The sequence below is a fragment of the Marinobacter sp. UBA5687 genome (assembly GCF_002420325.1).
GTDB classification, from domain to species: Bacteria; Pseudomonadota; Gammaproteobacteria; order Pseudomonadales; family Oleiphilaceae; genus Marinobacter; species Marinobacter nauticus.
This window is the reverse complement of record NZ_DIHV01000026.1, coordinates 15,420-34,712: the sequence shown is the minus strand read 5'-3', so window position 1 is coordinate 34,712 and position 19,293 is coordinate 15,420. Positions and strand designations below refer to the sequence as shown.

19 protein-coding genes, 1 tRNA gene and 1 pseudogene are annotated in these 19,293 nt (G+C 57.7%); 13 read left to right on the top strand and 8 right to left on the bottom strand.

Annotated elements, in window-relative coordinates:
- Nucleotides 1-15 precede the first annotated feature (15 nt).
- Nucleotides 16-804, top strand: coding sequence for a slipin family protein (locus B3Y70_RS02755; RefSeq protein ID WP_153739735.1), 789 nt, complete (start codon nt 16-18; stop codon nt 802-804).
- 67 nt (nt 805-871) lie between these two features.
- Here B3Y70_RS02755 and B3Y70_RS02750 read toward each other — a convergent pair whose 3' ends face one another.
- The 3 genes from B3Y70_RS02750 to B3Y70_RS02740 form a co-directional block, all read right to left on the bottom strand.
- Entirely contained in the window at nt 872-1,153 is a 282-nt protein-coding gene (locus B3Y70_RS02750) for an Lpp/OprI family alanine-zipper lipoprotein (protein WP_011783700.1), read from the bottom strand.
- Between the two features lie 212 nt (nt 1,154-1,365).
- The gene (locus tag B3Y70_RS02745) at nt 1,366-1,923 is read right to left on the bottom strand and encodes a L,D-transpeptidase family protein (protein ID WP_153739736.1); all 558 of its coding nucleotides are present in this window, start codon (nt 1,921-1,923) and stop codon (nt 1,366-1,368) included.
- A gap of 119 nt (nt 1,924-2,042) precedes the next feature.
- The gene (locus B3Y70_RS02740; RefSeq protein WP_153739737.1) at nt 2,043-3,755 is read right to left on the bottom strand and encodes a potassium/proton antiporter; all 1,713 of its coding nucleotides are present in this window, start codon (nt 3,753-3,755) and stop codon (nt 2,043-2,045) included.
- A gap of 72 nt (nt 3,756-3,827) precedes the next feature.
- Between B3Y70_RS02740 and B3Y70_RS02735 the strand changes: the two genes are divergently transcribed.
- Nucleotides 3,828-3,901, top strand: a tRNA-Gly gene (locus tag B3Y70_RS02735).
- Nucleotides 3,902-4,023: 122 nt separating this feature from the next.
- On the opposite strand, the gene B3Y70_RS02730 is transcribed toward B3Y70_RS02735, so the two are convergent.
- Nucleotides 4,024-4,932, bottom strand: coding sequence for a LysR family transcriptional regulator (locus tag B3Y70_RS02730; RefSeq protein ID WP_288589148.1), 909 nt, complete (start codon nt 4,930-4,932; stop codon nt 4,024-4,026).
- Nucleotides 4,933-5,097: 165 nt separating this feature from the next.
- On the opposite strand from B3Y70_RS02730, the gene B3Y70_RS02725 reads away from it, so the two are divergent.
- Nucleotides 5,098-5,541 (top strand): DoxX family protein, encoded by a 444-nt coding sequence (locus tag B3Y70_RS02725; protein WP_222180458.1) that lies wholly within the window; start codon nt 5,098-5,100, stop codon nt 5,539-5,541.
- Between the two features lie 17 nt (nt 5,542-5,558).
- A complete protein-coding gene (locus B3Y70_RS02720) occupies nt 5,559-6,359 on the top strand; it encodes a DODA-type extradiol aromatic ring-opening family dioxygenase (RefSeq protein ID WP_273030849.1) in 801 nt (266 codons plus the stop codon).
- Between the two features lies 1 nt (nt 6,360).
- Here B3Y70_RS02720 and B3Y70_RS02715 read toward each other — a convergent pair whose 3' ends face one another.
- Complete coding sequence (locus B3Y70_RS02715; protein ID WP_014420117.1) at nt 6,361-7,671, bottom strand: NAD(P)/FAD-dependent oxidoreductase; 1,311 nt, start codon at nt 7,669-7,671, stop codon at nt 6,361-6,363.
- Nucleotides 7,672-7,919: 248 nt separating this feature from the next.
- Here B3Y70_RS02715 and B3Y70_RS02710 point away from each other — a divergent pair, with 248 nt between their 5' ends.
- Both B3Y70_RS02710 and B3Y70_RS02705 read left to right on the top strand, forming a co-directional pair.
- Nucleotides 7,920-8,546, top strand: a complete 627-nt coding sequence (locus B3Y70_RS02710; RefSeq protein WP_121208084.1) for a YbhB/YbcL family Raf kinase inhibitor-like protein — start codon at nt 7,920-7,922, stop codon at nt 8,544-8,546.
- Between the two features lie 133 nt (nt 8,547-8,679).
- Nucleotides 8,680-9,531 carry a UDP-2,3-diacylglucosamine diphosphatase gene (locus B3Y70_RS02705; protein ID WP_206854141.1) on the top strand — a complete coding sequence of 284 codons (852 nt, stop codon included), beginning with the start codon at nt 8,680-8,682 and terminating at the stop codon, nt 9,529-9,531.
- Between the two features lies 1 nt (nt 9,532).
- On the opposite strand, the gene B3Y70_RS02700 is transcribed toward B3Y70_RS02705, so the two are convergent.
- The 3 genes from B3Y70_RS02700 to B3Y70_RS02690 all read right to left on the bottom strand — a co-directional run bounded on the left by B3Y70_RS02700 (nt 9,533) and on the right by B3Y70_RS02690 (nt 11,107).
- Nucleotides 9,533-10,141 carry a TetR/AcrR family transcriptional regulator gene (locus B3Y70_RS02700; RefSeq protein WP_273030848.1) on the bottom strand — a complete coding sequence of 203 codons (609 nt, stop codon included), beginning with the start codon at nt 10,139-10,141 and terminating at the stop codon, nt 9,533-9,535.
- Nucleotides 10,142-10,235: 94 nt separating this feature from the next.
- Entirely contained in the window at nt 10,236-10,496 is a 261-nt protein-coding gene (locus B3Y70_RS02695) for a zf-HC2 domain-containing protein (protein ID WP_228224465.1), read from the bottom strand.
- Complete coding sequence (locus tag B3Y70_RS02690; protein ID WP_273030847.1) at nt 10,490-11,107, bottom strand: RNA polymerase sigma factor; 618 nt, start codon at nt 11,105-11,107, stop codon at nt 10,490-10,492. The genes B3Y70_RS02695 and B3Y70_RS02690 overlap by 7 nt, the downstream gene beginning before the upstream one ends.
- A gap of 249 nt (nt 11,108-11,356) precedes the next feature.
- Between B3Y70_RS02690 and B3Y70_RS02685 the strand changes: the two genes are divergently transcribed.
- From B3Y70_RS02685 to B3Y70_RS02655, 7 genes and pseudogenes are all read left to right on the top strand, one after another.
- Nucleotides 11,357-13,567, top strand: coding sequence for an FAD-dependent oxidoreductase (locus tag B3Y70_RS02685; RefSeq protein WP_288589145.1), 2,211 nt, complete (start codon nt 11,357-11,359; stop codon nt 13,565-13,567).
- The gene (locus B3Y70_RS02680; RefSeq protein WP_288589144.1) at nt 13,533-14,504 is read left to right on the top strand and encodes a radical SAM protein; all 972 of its coding nucleotides are present in this window, start codon (nt 13,533-13,535) and stop codon (nt 14,502-14,504) included. The genes B3Y70_RS02685 and B3Y70_RS02680 overlap by 35 nt, the downstream gene beginning before the upstream one ends.
- A gap of 31 nt (nt 14,505-14,535) precedes the next feature.
- Nucleotides 14,536-15,939 (top strand): sodium:solute symporter family transporter, encoded by a 1,404-nt coding sequence (locus tag B3Y70_RS02675; RefSeq protein WP_286893554.1) that lies wholly within the window; start codon nt 14,536-14,538, stop codon nt 15,937-15,939.
- 21 nt (nt 15,940-15,960) lie between these two features.
- Nucleotides 15,961-16,917 (top strand): hypothetical protein, encoded by a 957-nt coding sequence (locus tag B3Y70_RS02670; protein ID WP_286893555.1) that lies wholly within the window; start codon nt 15,961-15,963, stop codon nt 16,915-16,917.
- A 149-nt stretch (nt 16,918-17,066) separates the two neighbouring features.
- Nucleotides 17,067-17,582, top strand: coding sequence for a diaminobutyrate acetyltransferase (ectA, locus tag B3Y70_RS02665; protein ID WP_011783727.1), 516 nt, complete (start codon nt 17,067-17,069; stop codon nt 17,580-17,582).
- Nucleotides 17,583-17,763: 181 nt separating this feature from the next.
- Nucleotides 17,764-19,032: a diaminobutyrate--2-oxoglutarate transaminase gene (gene ectB, locus B3Y70_RS02660; RefSeq protein WP_014420132.1), complete on the top strand. Its 1,269-nt coding sequence runs from the start codon at nt 17,764-17,766 to the stop codon at nt 19,030-19,032.
- Nucleotides 19,033-19,081: 49 nt separating this feature from the next.
- Nucleotides 19,082-19,293 (top strand): annotated as a pseudogene (locus tag B3Y70_RS02655) (aspartate kinase); the annotation flags it as partial.

The window sequence follows — 19,293 nt, the reverse complement described above, 5'->3', positions numbered from 1 at the left end:
AATCAAGGAGGCCGTATGAATCTCGGTGACATTATTCCCTATATTGCACCGACGGTGGTGCTGCTGCTGATCCTCGGGTCGGCAATCAAGATCCTGCCGGAATACGAGCGTGGCGTGGTCTTCTTTCTGGGCCGGTTCCAGGGTGTAAAGGGCCCCGGTCTGATCATCGTCATTCCCGGCATCCAGCAAATTGTGCGAGTTGATCTTCGGGTGATTACCCTGGATGTTCCCAGCCAGGACGTGATCTCCAAAGACAACGTGACCGTGCGGGTAAATGCGGTGCTGTATTTCCGGGTGGTGGATCCGGAAAAAGCCATCATCCGGGTTGAAGATTATGGCGCCGCCACCAGCCAGCTGGCCCAGACCACGCTGCGGTCTGTACTGGGCAAGCACGATCTGGACGAGATGCTGTCGGAGCGGGACAAGCTGAACGCCGACATTCAGGAGATCATCGATGCCCAGACGGAAGAGTGGGGTATCAAGGTGGCAAACGTGGAAATCAAACATGTGGATCTGAACGAATCCATGATCCGCGCCATCGCCCGTCAGGCGGAAGCCGAGCGGGAGCGCCGGGCCAAGGTTATCCACGCTGAAGGCGAGCTTCAGGCGTCGAAGAAACTGGTGGAGGCAGCAGAAGTCATGTCGGCGAACTCGGGGGCTATGCAGTTGCGTTATCTGCAGACCTTGGCGGATATGAGCAACACCAACTCATCGACCATTGTTTTCCCACTGCCGATGGATATGATCAAGAACTTCCTGGACAACCAGTCGGCTAACAAAGGGCCGGACAAACCAGACCAGTAAAGCCGGGGGGGGGCAGACAGCCACAAAAAAGGCCGGATTAACCGGCCTTTTTTGCTAGCTGACAGCCTTACTTCTGGCTGGCACGCTCGAGCATACGCTTGGCGCGCTCGTTTGCTTCGTCAGCAGCTTTCTGGGCAGCACGGGCTGCAGCCAGAGCTTCTTCAGCAGTCTGCTGGGCAGTGCGTGCACTGCTGGCGGCGCTGTTAGCTGTGTTCAGGGCGTTGTTGGCAGTCTGCTCAGCGGAGCTGGCAGTTGCATTTGCTTCGTCGATAGCAGCTTGTTCAGTAGTGGCACAACCTGCAGTCAGAGCAGTAGCCAGTGCAAACCCGGCGATCGTCAGTTTACGCATTGTAAATCCCCTTATTGGTCGTTTTATTTCCTGTGATCCGGAAGCCGGTCAGACAGCTCCCTTCTGCTAGGCCCGATAGGCAGTGACTACCGGAGTCGTTAAACAGTGTAAAACACTCAGAGACAAAATGTTAACTAAGGATACGTAAATTTTCTTAGCTTATGACAACAACTTAATCCGGCTTTCATGGCGTTGTCACCAAGCAGAACGAATCACGGAACGATGCGGATGGGGGTTCCATTCTGGACCAGTTGCCAGATTTCATCCATGGCTTCGTTGCTCACTGCAATGCAGCCATTGGTCCAGTCCAGCCCGGTGTAGGCAAAGGCCATGTCGCCGGCATTGTTGGGCAGGCCATGGATCATGATGCTGCCGCCGGGATCAAGACCCCAGGCTTCAGCCAGTTCCCGGTCGCGGGGGCTGGGGTAGGAAATGTGGATGGATTTATAGAAGTCGCTGCTGGCATTGCGCCAGTCCAGTACATAGTCACCCTCGGGTGTGCGTTCATCCCCCTCGTACAGCTTGTGGCCGACGGGATTGTCGCCGAGGGAGATCCGGTACTGGCGTACGGTTTCATCACCGCTGAGCAGGTAAAGGCGACGTTCTCCTTTGTTGACCAGTACCTGGGTAATCTCCAGCAGGCCTTCCATTAACGCCGGTTCCGGTGGGCTCGGCATCATGCGGGTGTCGGCCCGGGCCAGAAGCTCAGAGGTTGACGCCATCAGAGGGGAGGCAATCAGGGCGATGGTCAGTAGAACTCGAACAATCATGAAACTCGCACAAATCGGTAAATGGTTAAACTTTGTTCATGCTGTTTATACCATAGCCTGGTAACGGGGTGATAAGGGGTTCTGTTACAGAGTTTGGCTTTTCTTGACCGGGATCCCATTCAGGAATCCATTTTCATGCCTACTTTGGTCACCCGGTCAGCGTCGGTGGCCCTGGCGACCAGGGTAACGGGCCCCAGCACAACCTTGTCACCAACCACCGGGTGGCCCTTGGTACGCCTGGCAAAACACTCAGCCAGGGAGAGTTCGGGCGGCAGCTCGTCAAATTCGATGCCGTACACCTGTTCAACATCCCCCAGCAGGGCATCGCCATTGAGCACAAAATCCCCAAAGAATGCCCGTTCTGCCAGATGCTTCGGCGCCTGCCTGCCGCTAAGGGCCTTGCCAAGATCCGGCAGCAAGGCTGGCGTGGCAAACATGGCCACCACATCGCCTGAGGCAACTTCCAGTTCCCGGGTCGGTTGCAGGCATTTGCGATCCCGGAAGATACCGGCAACGGCGGTATTGTCGGGTAGCCTGAGCTGGCCGAGGGCCCGGGGGCTTTCCCAATTCTTGCCGCGCAGCGGAAACAGCATCAGTTCGTGATCACCTGCGGCAGGCACATCCAGAGGTAGCCTGCGGTACGGATCTTCCCCTGCAGGCACCTCCAGTTTCAGTTTGCGCGCCAATGGTGCCATGGTGGTGCCCTGTACCAGCAGCGATACCAGCACAATAAAGAAGGCGGCATGGAACACCAGTTGGGCATCCGGAAGGTCTGCAATAATCGGAAACAGGGCGAGCACGATCGGCACTGCGCCACGCAGGCCCACCCAACTGATAAACCCCAACTCCCGCCGATTGAACGCGAAAGGCCAAAGCGTGAGTAGCACGGTGGCCGGCCGGATCACGAAAATCAGCGCCAGTGCCAGAATCAGACCGCCACCGGCCAGCGGCACCAGATCCGATGGATTAACCAGCAGGCCCAGCATCAGGAACAGGCAAAGCTGTGCCAGCCAGGCCAGGCCATCATGCACCTGAAGAATCATCGGCATCATCCGAACATGCCGGTTACCAATCACCACCCCGGTGAGGTAAATCGCCAGAAAGCCACTGCCGCCGATGGCGTTGGTTGAGGAGAACACGGCGATGCCGGCAGCGGCTACCAGCAGCGGGTAAAGCGACGGGGTCAGTCGTATTCGGTTGACCAGCTGAACCACGGCAAAGCCACCAAGGAGGCCGGCCACCGTGCCGATGCCGAACTGCTGTACCAGCATCATCAGGCCTTTGGCCAATGCCCCCTCTTCGTAACTGCCAATCAGGGTAACCAGCAGCAGAGTCAGGAAAATGGCCATGGGGTCGTTACTGCCGGATTCGATTTCCAGCGTGGCGCTGACCCGCTCGTTCAGATGCAGGCCCCGGCCCTGGAGTAGTGAGAAGACGGCGGCGGCATCGGTGGAGGAAATAATGGCGCCGACCAACAAAGCCATCAGCCAGTGCAGGTCGAACACCCACCAGGCAACCAGTGCGGCGCCACCGGCGGTCAGGCCAACGCCAAGGGTGGCCAGTACCAGTGCCGGCCGCAGACCTACCCGGAACGTTTCCACCCGGGTACGCATGCCGCCATCCAGCAGAATCACACCCAGCGCCAGATTGGCGATCAGGAAGGCCAGCTCGAAGTTGTCGAATTCGATACCACCCGGGCCGTCCTCCCCCATCATCATGCCCACGACCAGGAAGATCAGCAGCACGGGCATGCCAACGCGGCTGGAAAGCGGGCTGAGAACGATGCTGATCACCAGCATCAAGGCGCCAATCAGGGTAAGTGTGGGATCCATCAGACTCCAGACCAAAGGGGCTTGCCCGAACGCAGGGCCCGGGCTTATATTGCTGTGGCAATCATTATGCAGGCGGGCGTAGCTCAATGGTAGAGCAGAGGCTTCCCAAGCCTACGACGTGGGTTCGATTCCCATCGCCCGCTCCAGGTTGATCCCCGCAAATATCTCAGAATCTCCTTAAATATCCGCTTTCCAACAACTTGAAAATGTCCAATGACGTTGTGCTCGGTGTATATCCGCGCGTCTTTTGATTGACGGTGCATTGCAGCTACTCAAACCTGTCCCAATAGGGCGGATCACCAAAATAGCCGTCGATGAAGTCGATGAAGCTGCGGACCTTGCTTGCCAGTAACTGGCGGTGAGCGTAGACGGCGTATAGCCCCAGCGGCTCCGGTTCATGTTCCGGCAGGACGATCATTAACTTGCCTTCCTGAATGGCGGGGCCCGCGATAAAGGTCGGTTGCAGGGCAATCCCGGCCCCGGCAATGGCTGCCTCGACAAGCACGTCGCCGTTGTTGCTGACCATTCCCTGCAGGTTGTCACTGCGGTTGTCCTGGAGCCACTTCTGCGGGGGATGGTTGGAATCCGGGTCCATGTAGCTGTAGCGCAGGTACTGATGGTCCCGGAGGTCTTCCGGTTTGCCGGGGGTGCCGTATCGTGCCAGATAAGCTGGAGAGGCACACAGCACCAGCCGCACCGGCGCCACCCGCTTGGCGATCAGGGAAGAGCTTTGCAGGCGGCCGATGCGCAGCGCGATGTCGAAGCCTTCCTCGACTATGTCGACTTTCCGGTCATTGAGTTGCAGATCAATACCCACGGCGGGGTGTATTCGCTGGAACTCGGTCAGCATGGCTGGCATGTGGCGAATGGCGAAAGAAACCGGGGCACTGATGCGCAGCAGGCCCTGGGCCTCGGTTTGCAGGTCGCCGAGCTGATTTTCCAGATCATCAATATCGCTGAGCACCTGCTGGGCCCGCGGGTAATATTGCCTGCCTGCTTCGGTCAGGTGGAGCCTGCGCGTGGTGCGGTTCAGCAACCGAACGCCCAGGTGTGTCTCCAGTTGAGACACGTATTTGCTGACCAGTTGTGGCGAGGTGTCCAGGCGGTCAGCGGCTCGGGTGAAGCTGCCTTCGTTGACCACTGTCACGAAGGTGCGCATGGCTTCAATACGATCCATGGCGGTGTCCTGATCTGAGTTGTGCTGATGATTATCAATAAAATGACGATAATATAGCAACAAGAGTCATCTTAGTCTTTGAAATTGGTGATAGTAAAGTGAGCCCATGGCCTGAGGCCAGGGCTTCGGGATAAACCAATCAGAGAAAGACTTAAGGTGACGAATATGAACGCTCAATTCACAAAGGCATTACTCCAATCCAATGGTGGCTTTGCCGCACTGGCACTGAGGGTTCCGGTGGGTCTGATCCTGGCCGCGCATGGTGCCCAGAAACTGTTCGGCTGGTTTGGCGGATACGGGCTGGAAGGTACCGGACAATGGCTGGCCAGTATTGGCCTGGAGCCAGGCTACCTGATGGCCTTGTTGGCAGGTGGTGCCGAATTCTTTGGCGGTCTGGCACTGGTGCTCGGGCTACTGACACGTCCGGCGGCGGTGGTTGCGGCTTTCACCATGTTGGTGGCCATTTTCGCGGTGCATATCGGTAATGGCTTGTTTATGGCCAATAATGGTTACGAGTATGCACTCACGCTGTTTGCCGCCACCGTCGCTCTGGCGATTCAGGGCGCAGGCCGGTTCTCTGTCGATAACCTGTTGCAGAAAGAAAGCTGAACCGGGGAGAGAACGCCATGAGCAAAGCGACCGATGTACTGTTTGTTTCCCACGGTGGCGGCCCCATGCCGCTGCTGGGAGATCCCGGGCACCAGGACATGGTGGATCGGTTAACAGAGCTAGCGGCTGGCCTGTGCAAACCCTCTGCGATACTGGTGATCAGTGCCCACTGGGAGGAGGCGATCCCGACCATTACCTCAGGTACTACGCCGTCGCTGATTTACGATTATTACGGTTTTCCTTCGGAAGCCTACAAGATCGAATACCCCTGCCCGGGTGAGCCGGTGCTGGCGCAGCAGGTCGCCCAGGCGCTGGATCAGGCTGGCATCCAGGCCCGCCTGGATGACCAGCGGGGCCTGGATCACGGTGCGTTTGTGCCGCTTAAACTGATGTATCCGGAGGCAAATATTCCCTGCATTCAGCTCTCACTGGTCAACACTCTGGACGCCAGTACGCACCTTGCGATTGGCCGGGCATTGCAGGCACTGGATTACGATCACCTGCTGGTGCTTGGCTCCGGCTTCTCGTTCCACAACATGCGGGCCTTCTTTGCTGCACAGACACCGGAAATCCAGGCCCGTAATCTGGCCTTTGAGGACTGGCTGGAACAGACCTGCGGCGACAGCTCCCTGTCGGAGCCGGAGCGGGCGAAGCGCCTGGCAGATTGGGAGCAAGCGCCCCATGCCCGGTTCTGTCACCCCCGGGAAGAGCACCTCCTGCCCTTGCACGTGTGCTATGGCCTCGCCAACAAAGCCTGCGACCGGCACATTGCCGCAACCATCCTCGGGAAACAGTCGGGGATGTTTTACTGGGGCTGAATCAGTGCAGCTTCAACCGTGGCTGCATGGCCCGACTGATCTTGTCCATCAGCCAGATCACGCCGGTTCGCAGGAAACCGTGCAAGGCCACCTGGTGCATTCGGTACAGCGACACGTAGAACAGCCTGGCCACTTTCCCTTCGATATACATACTGCGTCCGGACAGGTTACCCATCAGGTTGCCGACGGTGGTGTATTTGCTGAAGTTGATCAGTGAGCCATGGTCGTTGTACACGAAGGGAACGGCTTCTTTGCCTTCCAGCCGGTTGCAGAGGGTTTTGAACAGGGCATCGGCCTGCTGGTGTGCGGCCTGGGCACGTGGTGGCACCGGCCGGTCGGATTCCGGCTGCGGGCAGGCGGCGCAGTCACCAAACGCGAAGATATCCGCATCTTTGGTGGTTTTCAGGGTCTGTTCCACCAGCAGCTGATTGCCGCGATTGGTCTCCAGGCCGTCCAGTTCCGCCAGGAACGGCGGTGCTTTGATGCCAGCGGCCCAGATGGTCATTTCCGAGGGCAGTTCAGTGCCGTCCTTCATGATCAGACTGTTCTCGCGCACCTCGCTTACAGGTTGTCCGGTCAATACCTTGACCTTCTGGCGTTCCAGTTCCCGGGTGGCTGCGGCGGAAAGGCGCCCGGGCAGCGCAGGCAATATGCGGTCGGCCGCCTCGATCACGCTGATGGAAACATCGGAAGATTTGAGGTGATTCATGCCGTAGATGGGCAATTCGCGGGATGCCAGCCTCAGTTCAGCGGCCAGTTCCACGCCCGTGGCTCCGGCACCAATGATGCTGATGTTCAGGGCATGGGGCTGGCCCTGAAGGGCTTCGTGGTTTTTGCGCAGGAAGGCATTGAGCATCAGGTTATGAAAGCGGCGAGCCTGCTTCAGACTGTCCAGGAACAGGCAGTGGTCCTGTGCGCCGGGGGTGCCGAAGTCGTTCGCGGTGCTGCCAACAGCAATCACCAGGGTGTCGTAATGAAGGCGCCGTTCCGGCACTACTTCTTGGCCTTCTTCATCCCGGAACGGGGCAATCACGATCGCTTTATTGGTCCGGTCCAGACCGCTCATGCGGCCGAGCTGAAACTCGTAATGGTGCTTGCGGGCGTGGGCGCGGTAATTGATTTCGTTGGCGCTGGCGTCCAGCGAGCCGGAGGCCACTTCATGCAGCAGGGGTTTCCAAACATGGGTAAGACCGGCGTCGACCAGGGAAATACGGGCTTTGCCTTTTTTGCCAAGCTTGTTGCCCAGACTGGTGACCAGTTCCAGACCGCCGGCTCCGCCGCCGACCACGACTATGTGATGAAGGTTTTCCATAACGTTTCAGACCTTTAAGTGATGAGAGCCAAACGCTCTCGGATGAAAGCGCTTGGCTGTCGTCACTGGCCTGAATGTCTATGATTAGGGAGCTAATACAGGGGCGTATACTACCGCCGATGTTGGAGCGAGACAATTGAGCCCAAGTACCTATTGGCTCCATCGTTAGTATTGTCGGGCTGGACACAGAGCCGTTGGCGCTGCTACAAACTTCTCATCCACTTGAAGAACAGACAGGAGAAAGCGACGTGAAACTGCAGGTTCGAGGTGTTGAGGAAGGCCAGCCGGTACCGGAAAAGTTTGCCTTCGGTGTGTTCAGTGAGCAGGACCACATGAGCTTTGGTCCCAACCGGAATCCGGAGCTGGTCTGGGATGGTGCACCGGAGGGCACCAAAAGCTTTGTGGTAATGATGTTTGACCCGGATGTGCCCAGCGTCGCCGACGACGTCAATCAGGAAGGCAAGACCGTGCCGGCCGACCTGCCACGCGTCGATTTCTTCCATTGGCTGCTGGTGGATATTCCCGCTGGCACAAAGCGGATCCCGGAAGGTGAAGACAGCGATGGTGTCAGCCCCAAGGGCAAGGATTATGGACCTGGTCCGATTGGTGTCCGTGGTGTGAACAATTACACCCAGTTTCTGGCCGGCAATCCGGACATGGCCGGCACCTATGCCGGTTATGACGGCCCCTGCCCGCCCTGGAATGATGAAATCATCCATCACTACCACTTTGAAGTGCATGCTCTGGATGTGGACACCCTGGGCCTGGAGGGTGAATTTGACGGCAACGACGTGCGTCAGGCCATGGCCGGACATGTGCTGGCCAGTGCCCGGGTAACCGGCACCTACACGCTTAATCCTGCCCTTCGCCAGTAGTTGCAGCCAGCGGAGCCGGCCACATCGGCTCCGCTTTCATCAAATTGTCTTGGTGCTGTCACCCCGGTGTCACCGGGTGTTGCCAAGGTGATGTCAGGATCCTGAAAGCAGGCCTGTTCTCACCGGAGGCACCATGCGACAGTATCGAAGCGTATTCATATCCGACGTCCATCTGGGTACCGCCGATTGCCAGGCGGACTATCTGCTGGATTTCCTGAATAACATTCAGTGCCAGACACTTTACCTGGTAGGCGACATCGTCGACCTGATTGCCATGCAGCGACGGGCTCATTTCCCAGACAGCCACCGACAGGTTATCCACAAGCTGCTGGGGCTGGCCGCAACGGGAACCCGGGTGGTGTACATCCCGGGCAATCACGATGAATTTTTCCGGCGTTTCTGTGGCCAGACGTTTTCCGGCATCGAATTGCAGTACAAGGCCGTGCATACCACCGCCGACGACCGTCAGTTTCTGGTCTGCCATGGCGACCAGTTTGACCAGGTGGTGCGCTGCAGCCCTTTGATGCTGCTGGTCGGAGACCGCGCCCATGGGTTGTTGCTGCGTCTGAACCGCTGGTTCAACGCCCTGCGGCGATTACAGGGCAAGCCCTACTGGTCGCTGGCGGCCTGGATCAAAAGCCGGATTGGCAAGGCCAGAACCTTTATCCGCCGTTTCGAGTTGGCAGCGCTGACCGCGGCGGAAAAAGGCCACTATCACGGTTTTATCTGCGGCCATATCCACTCGGCGGGCTTCCTGCGCAGCGAAGAGGGTCTCTACTGTAACGATGGCGACTGGGTGGAACACTGCACCGCACTGGTGGAGCGGGAAAACGGTCGGCTGGAACTGTTGCACTGGTCCGAATCGCCTGTGACCCTGAGTCAGGAACCGGAGACGCCGAACCCGGAGCTGGCCGGTGACGCCCGGCCCGTGATTGATGCGTTACCGGCGGCGTTTCTGGAGCAAATCAACGGTCCCGCCCGGTGATTCAGTTCCGGACCCGATAGGGCTCCAGGATAGCGGCCATATCCTGACCCAACTGTTCGAGTTCGGTCCGAGATAGCTCCCGTTCGGCGATGGAACGAAGCCCCATGATCTGACTTTGATACAGTCTGGCCAGGCGTCGGCAATCTGTGTCGGGCGCCAGCTCGCCCTGCTTTCTGGCGGCTTCCAGTAACTCGGTAAAGGCATTTTCAATGGCGGTCAGTAAGGCCTTTGCCTCTTGATGGAGCGCGGTGTTGGTGTTGCTGGATTCAAGCAGCGTTTTCACAATCAGGCAGGCCCGCGCCGGGGTGCTGCTGTCTGGCTCTGAACAGCTCCTGGCGATCTTGACCAGAAAAGCCTGCAGGCCATCCAGCACGTTGTTGTAGCCGGCCATGTGGCAGGCAAGATCTTCGCCTGCCTGGTGCGCATACCTTGCCAGCGCTTCCGAAAACAGCCCGTCTTTACTGCCGAATGTTGCGTAGATGCTGCCCGGGCGCATGTCCAGAGCCCGCTCAATCTGCTTCATGGAGCTGCCATGGTAGCCCTTGTGCCAGAACAGGCCGACCGCGCTGGCAAGGGCAGTTTCCCGATCATAGCTTGGAGGTCTGGGCATCTGTTTCCCCGCTGGGTCTTTCAATGAATATTCGGGCAATCATAACGTGAGTGTTCGCTCAAAAATAGCTGCGATTGAATTGCAGGGTGGGCTGTCAGTCGCCATCTACATCTTTGCCTCTTCGGGCGTTCAAGGCTTCGGCTACCCGTTCATCAATCTTGCGCAGAAACGCTTCCTCGGTTCGTGCCGAGGCGTGGGCACCCAGCAACTCATTGCTGGCGCGCAGGTTACCGATAAAGGTTCGGCAATGTTTGCACATCATCAAATGTGTTTTCACCGACAGATTCCGCCGGGTGTCCAACTCGCCGTCGATGTAGTCACTGGCGATCCTGGCCAGCTCGCTGCATTTCAGCATTCGCCGGTCTCCTGGAAGGTTTCTACCATCAGAAAGATCTTCTGCCTGGCACGATGTAACAACACCCGAAGATTGGACGCGCTGACCCCGAGAATGTTACAGAGGTCGTCTGATTTGTGCTGGTGCGCCTCGTAGAGAATCAGGGCGGATCGTTGGGTTTCCGGCAACGCAGAGAGATGTTTGTCCAGGCACTGGTTAAGGGCGCCATTTTCCATCAGCGTATCGGCAGATTCATGAAACTTCAGCCTGGGGGGTAATTGCCAGTGGCCTCTGGCGTTGAAGCGTTCCGCCAGATCAGGCTCAAGGCCGTCTGAGTCGTCGAGAGGGACTTCCCGTTTGCTTGCCCGCAGCCGATTCTTGCAACGGTTGGCGACAATGCGGTGCAACCAGGTTTTTAGCCCCGAACGGCCCTCAAATTTCTGAATGGCATCGATTACGGCGACCCAGCAGTCCTGCACGACGTCTTCGGCGGCCGCCTCATCAAGGTAAAACCTGGCGACCGCGAGCATACCGGGCGTGAAGCTGCGCACAGCTTCCTGAAAGGCGAGGTTGTCTCCGTCACGCAGCCCGCATACTAGCGCCTGCTCGTGTGGAGGGGCTGTGTGAGTCATGGTTATTCTCTTTCGTGAGCGGTTGTTCAAGAATAGCGGCAAGGCGCCCGATGTGTCGAGAAGTTTCCCTGACTGTATGCACTAACAACTTGTGACTGAATTGTTAAACAATCGTGTGTATTTGATGACATCTGGCAGGGCACGATGACGTAAAACCCAATAGGCATGTTTAAAAGGTGGGCGAGGTGTAACAGGTGTAGAGTTGATGTGTCTCAAAGGTAAACGACAAGTGTTTAAAGGGTTTCTTTCATGACATTGAAAAAGTGGATTCTTGTTTTCGCCATTGCGATTGTTGTGATCGGCTTTATCGCAGCTGGCGGAAATGAACTTCTGACACTGGAAAACCTGAAGAGACATCAGCAGAGTCTTGGCGACTGGATTGATTCGAATCTACTGATTGCGCTTTCCGCTTTTGTGGTGGTTTATGTACTGGTTACCGCATTGTCTTTGCCGGGGGCAACGGTCATGACTCTGGCAGGAGGGGCTTTCTTCGGAAACCTGTACGGATTTGCTGCGGTGTCTTTAGCCTCGACCGTTGGAGCCTCTTTGGCGTTCCTGGCTGCTCGTTTCCTGGTGCGGGATTCGTTGCGTAAACGTTACGGAGACACAGTGGCGAAAATGGACCGTGGCATCGAAAAAGATGGTGCCTTCTACTTGGCCACCCTGAGGCTTGTACCGGTGTTCCCTTTTTTCCTGATCAACCTGGCCATGGGCCTGACCGCCATGAAGCTGCGCACCTATGCCGTGGTGAGCTGGGTTGCCATGTTGCCTGGCACGTTTGTTTACGTAAACGCCGGCACCCAGTTGGGGCAGATTCAGTCCACCGGCGACATTGTCTCGGCTGACCTGCTGCTGTCCTTTGCATTGTTGGGTCTCTTTCCCTTGATTGCCAAGTTTGTGGTGGGCTTCATCCGCCGCCGCAAGGTGTATGCCGGCTGGCAGAAACCCGCGCATTTCGACTACAACCTGCTGGTCATTGGCGGTGGTTCCGCCGGTCTGGTCTCTGCCTATATAGCGGCGGCGGTGAAAGCGAAGGTTGCCCTGATAGAAAAGCACAAGATGGGCGGCGATTGCCTCAATACCGGCTGCGTGCCCTCCAAAGCCCTGATTCGCAGCGCCAGGGCCGCGGATACGCTGCGCCATGCCAATCGGTACGGGCTGGAATCGGTGCCGGTCAAAGGCTCGTTCAAAAACATCATGAACCGCGTCAGGGAGGTGATTGCGAAAGTTGAGCCCCACGATTCTCCCGAGCGTTACCGAAAACTGGGTGTGGACTGCATTACTGGTGAAGCCAGCTTTGTGTCGCCCTGGGAACTGGAAGTAAGGCACAACGATGGCCGCACCGAGCGCCTCACCGCCCGCAGCATCGTCGTGGCCACCGGTGGCAAGCCGGCGGTACCTTCAATTCCTGGTCTGGAAGACATGGAGCCGCTGACCTCGGACAACCTGTGGCAACTGGAAGAACAGCCTGACCGTCTGCTGGTGCTCGGCGGTGGCCCGATTGGCTCGGAACTGGCCCATGCGTTTGCGCGGCTGGGTAGTCAGGTGACGCAGGTGGAAATGGGTGAGCGCCTGCTGGCGAAAGAGGATGCCGATGTCTCTGAACTGGTGTTGAAACAGTTTCGGGCAGACGGCGTGGACGTTCGGTTGAAACATTCTGCCGCCGAGTTTCGTATAGAGGAAGGGGAGAAGGTTGCCTACTGTAAGCATGAAGGTGAGCGGGTACGCATTCCTTTCGATCAGGTTCTCGTGGCGGTTGGCCGCGCAGCCAACACCGCCGGCCTGAATCTGGAGCGTATTGGTGTGGAAACCCTGCCAAACGGAACGGTACCGGTGGAAGAGGACATGAGCCTGAGGTACCCGAATGTGTTTGCCTGTGGCGATGTGGCCGGCCCGTACCAGTTCACTCACGCTGCGGCCCACCAGGCCTGGTACGCGGCCGTCAACGGTCTGTTCGGGCAGTTCAAGCGCTTCAAGGTGGATTACCGGGTAATGCCCTGGGTTACGTTCACCTCGCCGGAAGTGGCCAGAGTTGGGTTGAGTGAGGCTGAGGCAAAGGCAAAGGGCGTGGCCTACGAGGTTACTCGTTACGGCCTGGATGACCTGGACCGGGCGATTGCCGAAAGCGAGGACCATGGCTTTATCAAGGTGCTGACTCCGCCGGGCAAAGACAAGATTCTTGGCGCTATGGTGGTGGGCACGCACGCCGGGGAAATCCTGGCCGAGTTCACCCTGGCGATGAAACACGGTCTGGGCCTGAACAAGATCCTGGGCACCATTCACCCCTACCCGACCTGGAACGAGTCGGCCAAGTACGCGGCCGGTGAATGGAAGCGCTCTCATGCCCCTGAAGGCATTCTGAAGCTGCTGGAGAAGCTCCATGGCTGGCGCCGTGGGAAAAAGACGAATACACCAAGGAGCCACTATGCCCCTGACCAAAACCCGACCGGCCCGCGCTAAACGCATTCCGGCCGTGGAAGTTCTGGAACCCCGGGCCCGTGATCGCTGGACCCACACCCGCAACGGTGATCCCCGGGGATACATCGATGCCGACAGGCTAAAAGAGCTGTGGATACACACTGGTACCGCCTGCAACCTGGCCTGCCCGTTTTGCCTGGAGGGTTCCCATCCCGGTGATGGCCGCATCCCGGGCATGAAGCTCCTTGACGTGAAACCGTTTATCCACGAAGCCATTGACATGGGCGTGGAGCAGTTTTCCTTCACCGGTGGTGAGCCCTTCGTGATCCGGGATTTCGTCAATATCCTGGACTACGCGAGCCAGTACCGCCCCTGCTTTGTGCTCACCAACGCCACTGAGCCGCTGCACAAGCGCCAGCATCAGGTGCTGCCCTTATTGGATAACCCCTATCCGATCCACTTCCGGGTGAGCCTGGATTTTCCCGACCGCGCCCGGCATGACAAGGACCGCGGCGAGGGCAGCTTTGATGAGGCCTTGCAGGGCATCCGCTGGCTGATCGAACAGGGTTTCAAGGTATCCATTGCCCGCCAGACCGATCCGAAGGAAATTCCGGCTGATATCGAAGCCGCGTTCCGTGGAATCTTCCGGGAATGGGGCATTCCGGAGGGCCTGGCGTTCACCGCGTTTCCGGACCTGGGCACGCCTGGTTCGGAAGATGGCAGCCCGGAGATTACCGAGACCTGCATGGAGAAGTATCCGACGAAGGAATCCCGGTCGCACTTTATGTGCACCTATACGCGGATGCTGGTGAAGAAGGGCGAACAGGTGCGGGTGTATGCCTGCACGCTGGTGGACGATGATCCGCAGTATGACCTTGGTGGCACGCTGGCGGAGAGTATGGACGAGCGGATCATGTTGCGGCACCACCGGTGTTTCTCGTGCTACCGCTTTGGGGCGAGTTGTTCGGCGCCTGCGTAGATCCGTTAAACCGTAAACCAGGAACAAGACAATGAATTTTACCGAAGTATCCCTGTTCTGGGGATTCCTGCTGGTCTACGGCGTGGTTATGTATGCGCTGTCGCCCAAGAGCAAGAACGCAAACTCTTTTTACAAGGGCGCTGATGATCAGGGCAACCCGGTGGGTCAGTGGTCGCTGACGGCGAGTATTTTTATCAGCTGGATCTTTGCCAAGTCGGTGACTAATGCGGCGAATCTGGGGGCGGCTTATGGTGTGGTGGGCGGTCTGGCTTATGCCAGTTACTGGCTGTCCATCCCGGTGGCAGGCTATGTGATTTACCTGATCCGGACCCAGACCGGGGCCCGGAGTCTGCAGGATTTTCTGACCTCGCGTTTCGGGCGGCTGGCCAGTCTGGCGTTTGCCGCGGCGGTTCTTATCCGGCTCTATAACGAGGTCTGGAGTAACACCGCGGTGGTGGGCGGTTACTTCGGGTTGCCCGGTGAGTGGGAGTATTACGCGGCGGCGATGCTGTTTACGGTGTTTACCCTGGCTTACAGTCTGAAGGGCGGTCTCCGGTCCTCGATCTTCACCGATGTGATTCAGGCCTTCGTGTTTGTGTTCTTTGTGGGGGCGGTATTGTTCCTGATCATCCCTGCCAACGACACCAGCGCCCTGTTGACTAATGGTGAGTTCCGGCTCAATGCTGGTTTCGACTTGCTGTTGGTGGCTCTGTTGCAACTGTTCAGTTATCCATTCCACGATCCGGTGCTGACTGACCGGGGCTTTGTGAACAAGGAAAAGACCATGCTCAAGAGCTTTGTGGTCGCCGGATTGTTGGGCTTTGTGGCGGTGTTTATTTTCAGTCTGGTGGGCGTTCACGCCCGGCTTAACGGCATTGAGGCCATGGGTAACGCGCCCGCAGCAGTGGGCCAGTCCCTGGGGCTGGCGGCGTTGTTCTTTATGAGCGTGGTGATGATGACCTCGGCCGGTTCCACTCTCGATTCCACCTTTACCTCACTGGCCAAGTCCCTTGCGGTGGATCTGCCTCGCCTGGCGCGGCGTGCGTCGGACAAGCTGCCGAGCATGAGAGTGGGGGCCGTGGTGATGGTGATTTTTGCCTTCCTGGGTAACCTGCCCATGTTCGCCGGTACTGACATCCTCAAGGCGACGACCATCTCGGGAACCATGGTCATGGGGCTGGCGCCGGTTTTCCTGTTCTATGGTTTTACCCAGTGGTCGCCCTGGAGCTTCCATCTCAGCTTCTGGATCGGGCTTGGTCTTGGTGTTCTGTTGGCGGTGGGCCTCATCCCATCAAGCTGGGCGATTGGTGACGGTGCCTATGCGATGTTGCTGGGCGTGAATGCTTACGGTTTCCTGATCTGTACGGTGTGTTTCTTCCTGCCCTTGCTGTTAAAGCGTCTGGCTGGAAAGCCGGTGGCCGCCGAAGGTGCCTGACCAGAACGGAGGGGCCAGATCATGGCTGATACAGAAGGGCGCAGCTGCCCGCTGACATACCGCTACACGCCAGAGTCTCTTTGCAGAGAGCCGGCGCAGGTTTCTGAGGACGTGCTGTACATCGTCGGTGGTCTTTACGGCAATGCCTTCGCCCTTGATGAAATCGAGGTCATGGTGCGCGCAGAGGAGCGCCATGGCCACCGGGTGAAGCTGGTCTTCAATGGCGATTTCAACTGGTTTAACGCTGACGACACCTTGTTCCGGGAGATCAATAGCCGGATCCTGGACCACACAGCGATTCTCGGCAACGTGGATTATGAGCTCTCGGTCCCCAATGCCGGCGCCGGCTGTGGCTGCGCGTACCCGGAGTATGTGGATCAGGGAGTGGTGGAGCGGTCCAATCAGATGATGGGGCGGCTGCAGGTGGTGGCGGACCGACACCCCGATATTCAAAAGAAACTCTCATTATTGCCACGATACCGTTGCCTGATATTTGGAGGCCTAAAGGTTTTGGTCTTGCATGGTGATCCGGAGTCTCTGGCCGGGTGGGGGCTGGCTCACGAATCTATTGCCTCGGGCGGCGAGGAAAAGCTGGCGTACTGGTTTCGTGCCACCGGTGCCGACCTGATCGCTTGCACCCATACCTGTCTGCCGGTGGTCTGGTCCGGTAAAGTGGATGAAAAACAACGGATCGTGGCCAATAACGGTGCGGCCGGCATGGGTAATCTGCGTGCCGACTCCCGGGGGCTCGTTACCCGCATTGGCTTTACAAGCCCTTTTATGGAGCCGTTGGCGGCAATTGCGCGGCCCGGTCTGCATGTTTCCCTGATGCCGGTGGCTTACGATATCGATGCCTGGCTGGCTCAGTTTGACAGGCTTTGGCCCGAAGGGTCGCCTGCCGCTGTGTCCTATCGAAGACGCCTGATTGACGGCACCCATCTTGTGCCGGAGGGCATCATTTTTCCGTCTTTCCGGTAACCAATTTGTCACTGGCAAATGCTTCAATCCGGTCTATTCTGAAACGATCGGGCCCGGGCCGTGTTGAGTGGCTGGCCGGGGTCGACTTGAAATATATTTTGTGGTCTATATAATTCAACACTAACTTTTGGCAGCGAATTGATCACGTTATGACATCAGAAGGATCGAATACCACCGCCATCACCCTGCGTAAACCGACAAAGGATGATGGCTACAGGCTTCACCAGCTGGTTGCGGAATGCCCCCCGCTGGACCCCAACTCGATTTACTGCAACCTGTTGCAGTGCAGCCACTTTGCCGAGACCGGCGTGGCCGCGGAGAAGGAAGGCGATCTGGTCGGCTTTATCTCCGGATACATCCCTCCCCAACAGCCCGAGACCGTGTTTGTCTGGCAGGTGGCGGTTCACGAGAAAGGTCGTGGACAGGGCCTCGCCAAGCGGATGCTGAAGGAAATCGTTGGCCGGGACGCGTGCAGCAACGTTACGCACCTGGAAACCACGATTACCGAAGACAACGAGGCCTCGTGGGCGCTGTTCCGCTCTTTTGCCCGTGATCTGGGAGCTGAGCTCACCTACCACGAGCATTTCGAGAAAGAGACCCATTTTGGCGGCAAGCACGATTCTGAATTTCTGCTGCGCATCGGGCCTTTCACGAACCCTGTCTGAGAGCCTGTGTTCACGCCTTCAGGCGTGAACCACTGACGAGATTGTAGTAGCCGGCAGGCCGCCCGGGGTGGGCCTGCCATTCGGCTTAAAGCAACGCTCGGCGGGTCTGTTGCGACCGACACGTTTTACCGACAGGCTCCCGCGCATTTACCTCGAACCTGACATGCTAAGAGGCAAGACAATGGAAATTTTCAAGTCTACTGAATCTGAAGTTCGCGTTTATTCCCGTGCTTTTCCGGTGATTTTCAACCGCGCCAAGAACGCGCATCTGTACACCGAAGATGGCAAGGAATACCTGGACTTTCTGGCCGGTGCCGGTTCCCTGAACTACGGCCACAATAACGACATCCTGAAGAAAGCGCTGCTTGAGTACATTGAAGCGGACGGTGTGAGCCAGGGCCTGGACCTGTTCACCACCGCCAAGCACGACTTCATGGAATCGTACAAAAAGCACATCCTCGATCCCCGTGGTCTGGACTACAAGATGCAGTTCACCGGTCCCACCGGTACCAACTGTGTGGAAGCGGCCATGAAGCTGGCCCGTAAGGTGAAAGGCCGTACCAACATCATTTCCTTCACCAACGGTTTTCACGGTGTCACTACCGGTGCGGTAGCAGCCACTGGTAACGAGCATCACCGTGGTGGCGTAGGTATTCCCCTGGGGCATGTCGACTTCATGTTCTACGACGGCTACCTGGGCGAAGACGTTGATACCCTGGCCATCATGGACAAGGTGCTGTCAGACAGCTCTTCCGGCGTTGAGCTGCCGGCTGCCGTCATTGTTGAAGCCGTGCAGGGCGAAGGTGGTCTGAACGCCGCCCGTGCCGAGTGGCTCAAAGGTCTGTCCGAGCTGTGCCAGAAGCACGATATTCTGCTGATTGTGGATGATATCCAGGCGGGCAACGGCCGTACCGGCGAGTTCTTCAGCTTTGAGTTCGCCGGCATCAAGCCGGACATTGTGACCGTGTCCAAGTCCCTGAGCGGCTATGGTCTGCCGATGGCACTGGTGCTGTTCAAGCCGGAACTGGACGTGTGGGAATCCGGTGAACACAACGGTACCTTCCGTGGTAACAACATGGCGTTTGTCACTGCCCGTGCCGCCATTGAAACCTACTGGAAGGACGACACCTTTGCCAACGAAGTGAAGGCCAAGACCAAGGTGCTGGGTGATGCCCTGCAGGCCATCTGCGACAAGTACCCGGGTGAGTTCAAGATGAAAGGCCGGGGCCTGATGCGCGGCATCGAGGCCAAGCATGCAGATCTGACCGGCCCGATCACCAAGCGTGCCTTTGAGCACGGCCTGATCATCGAGACCAGTGGTCCGAACGATGAGGTGATCAAGTGCCTGATGCCGCTGACCACCAGCGAAGACGATCTGCGCCTGGGTGTGAAAATCCTGGCCGAGAGTGTCGATGAGATCATGCAGGAAGGTGTTAGCGAGGCGTCGTAAGGCGCCCGCCATCCCACCTTACATTCCGCAGGATAGCAAAGGCAATGACATGACAACGGCACAACATACTGTCGAGAAAATCGGCGGTACTTCCATGAGTAACTATGAGGCCGTGCGCGACAATATCATTATTGGTAAGCGCAAGAAGAGCGACCTCTACCAGCGGATTTTTGTGGTCTCTGCCTACGGTGGCGTGACCAATGAACTGCTGGAGCACAAGAAAACCGGTGAGCCGGGGGTCTATGCCCTGTTTGCCGATGC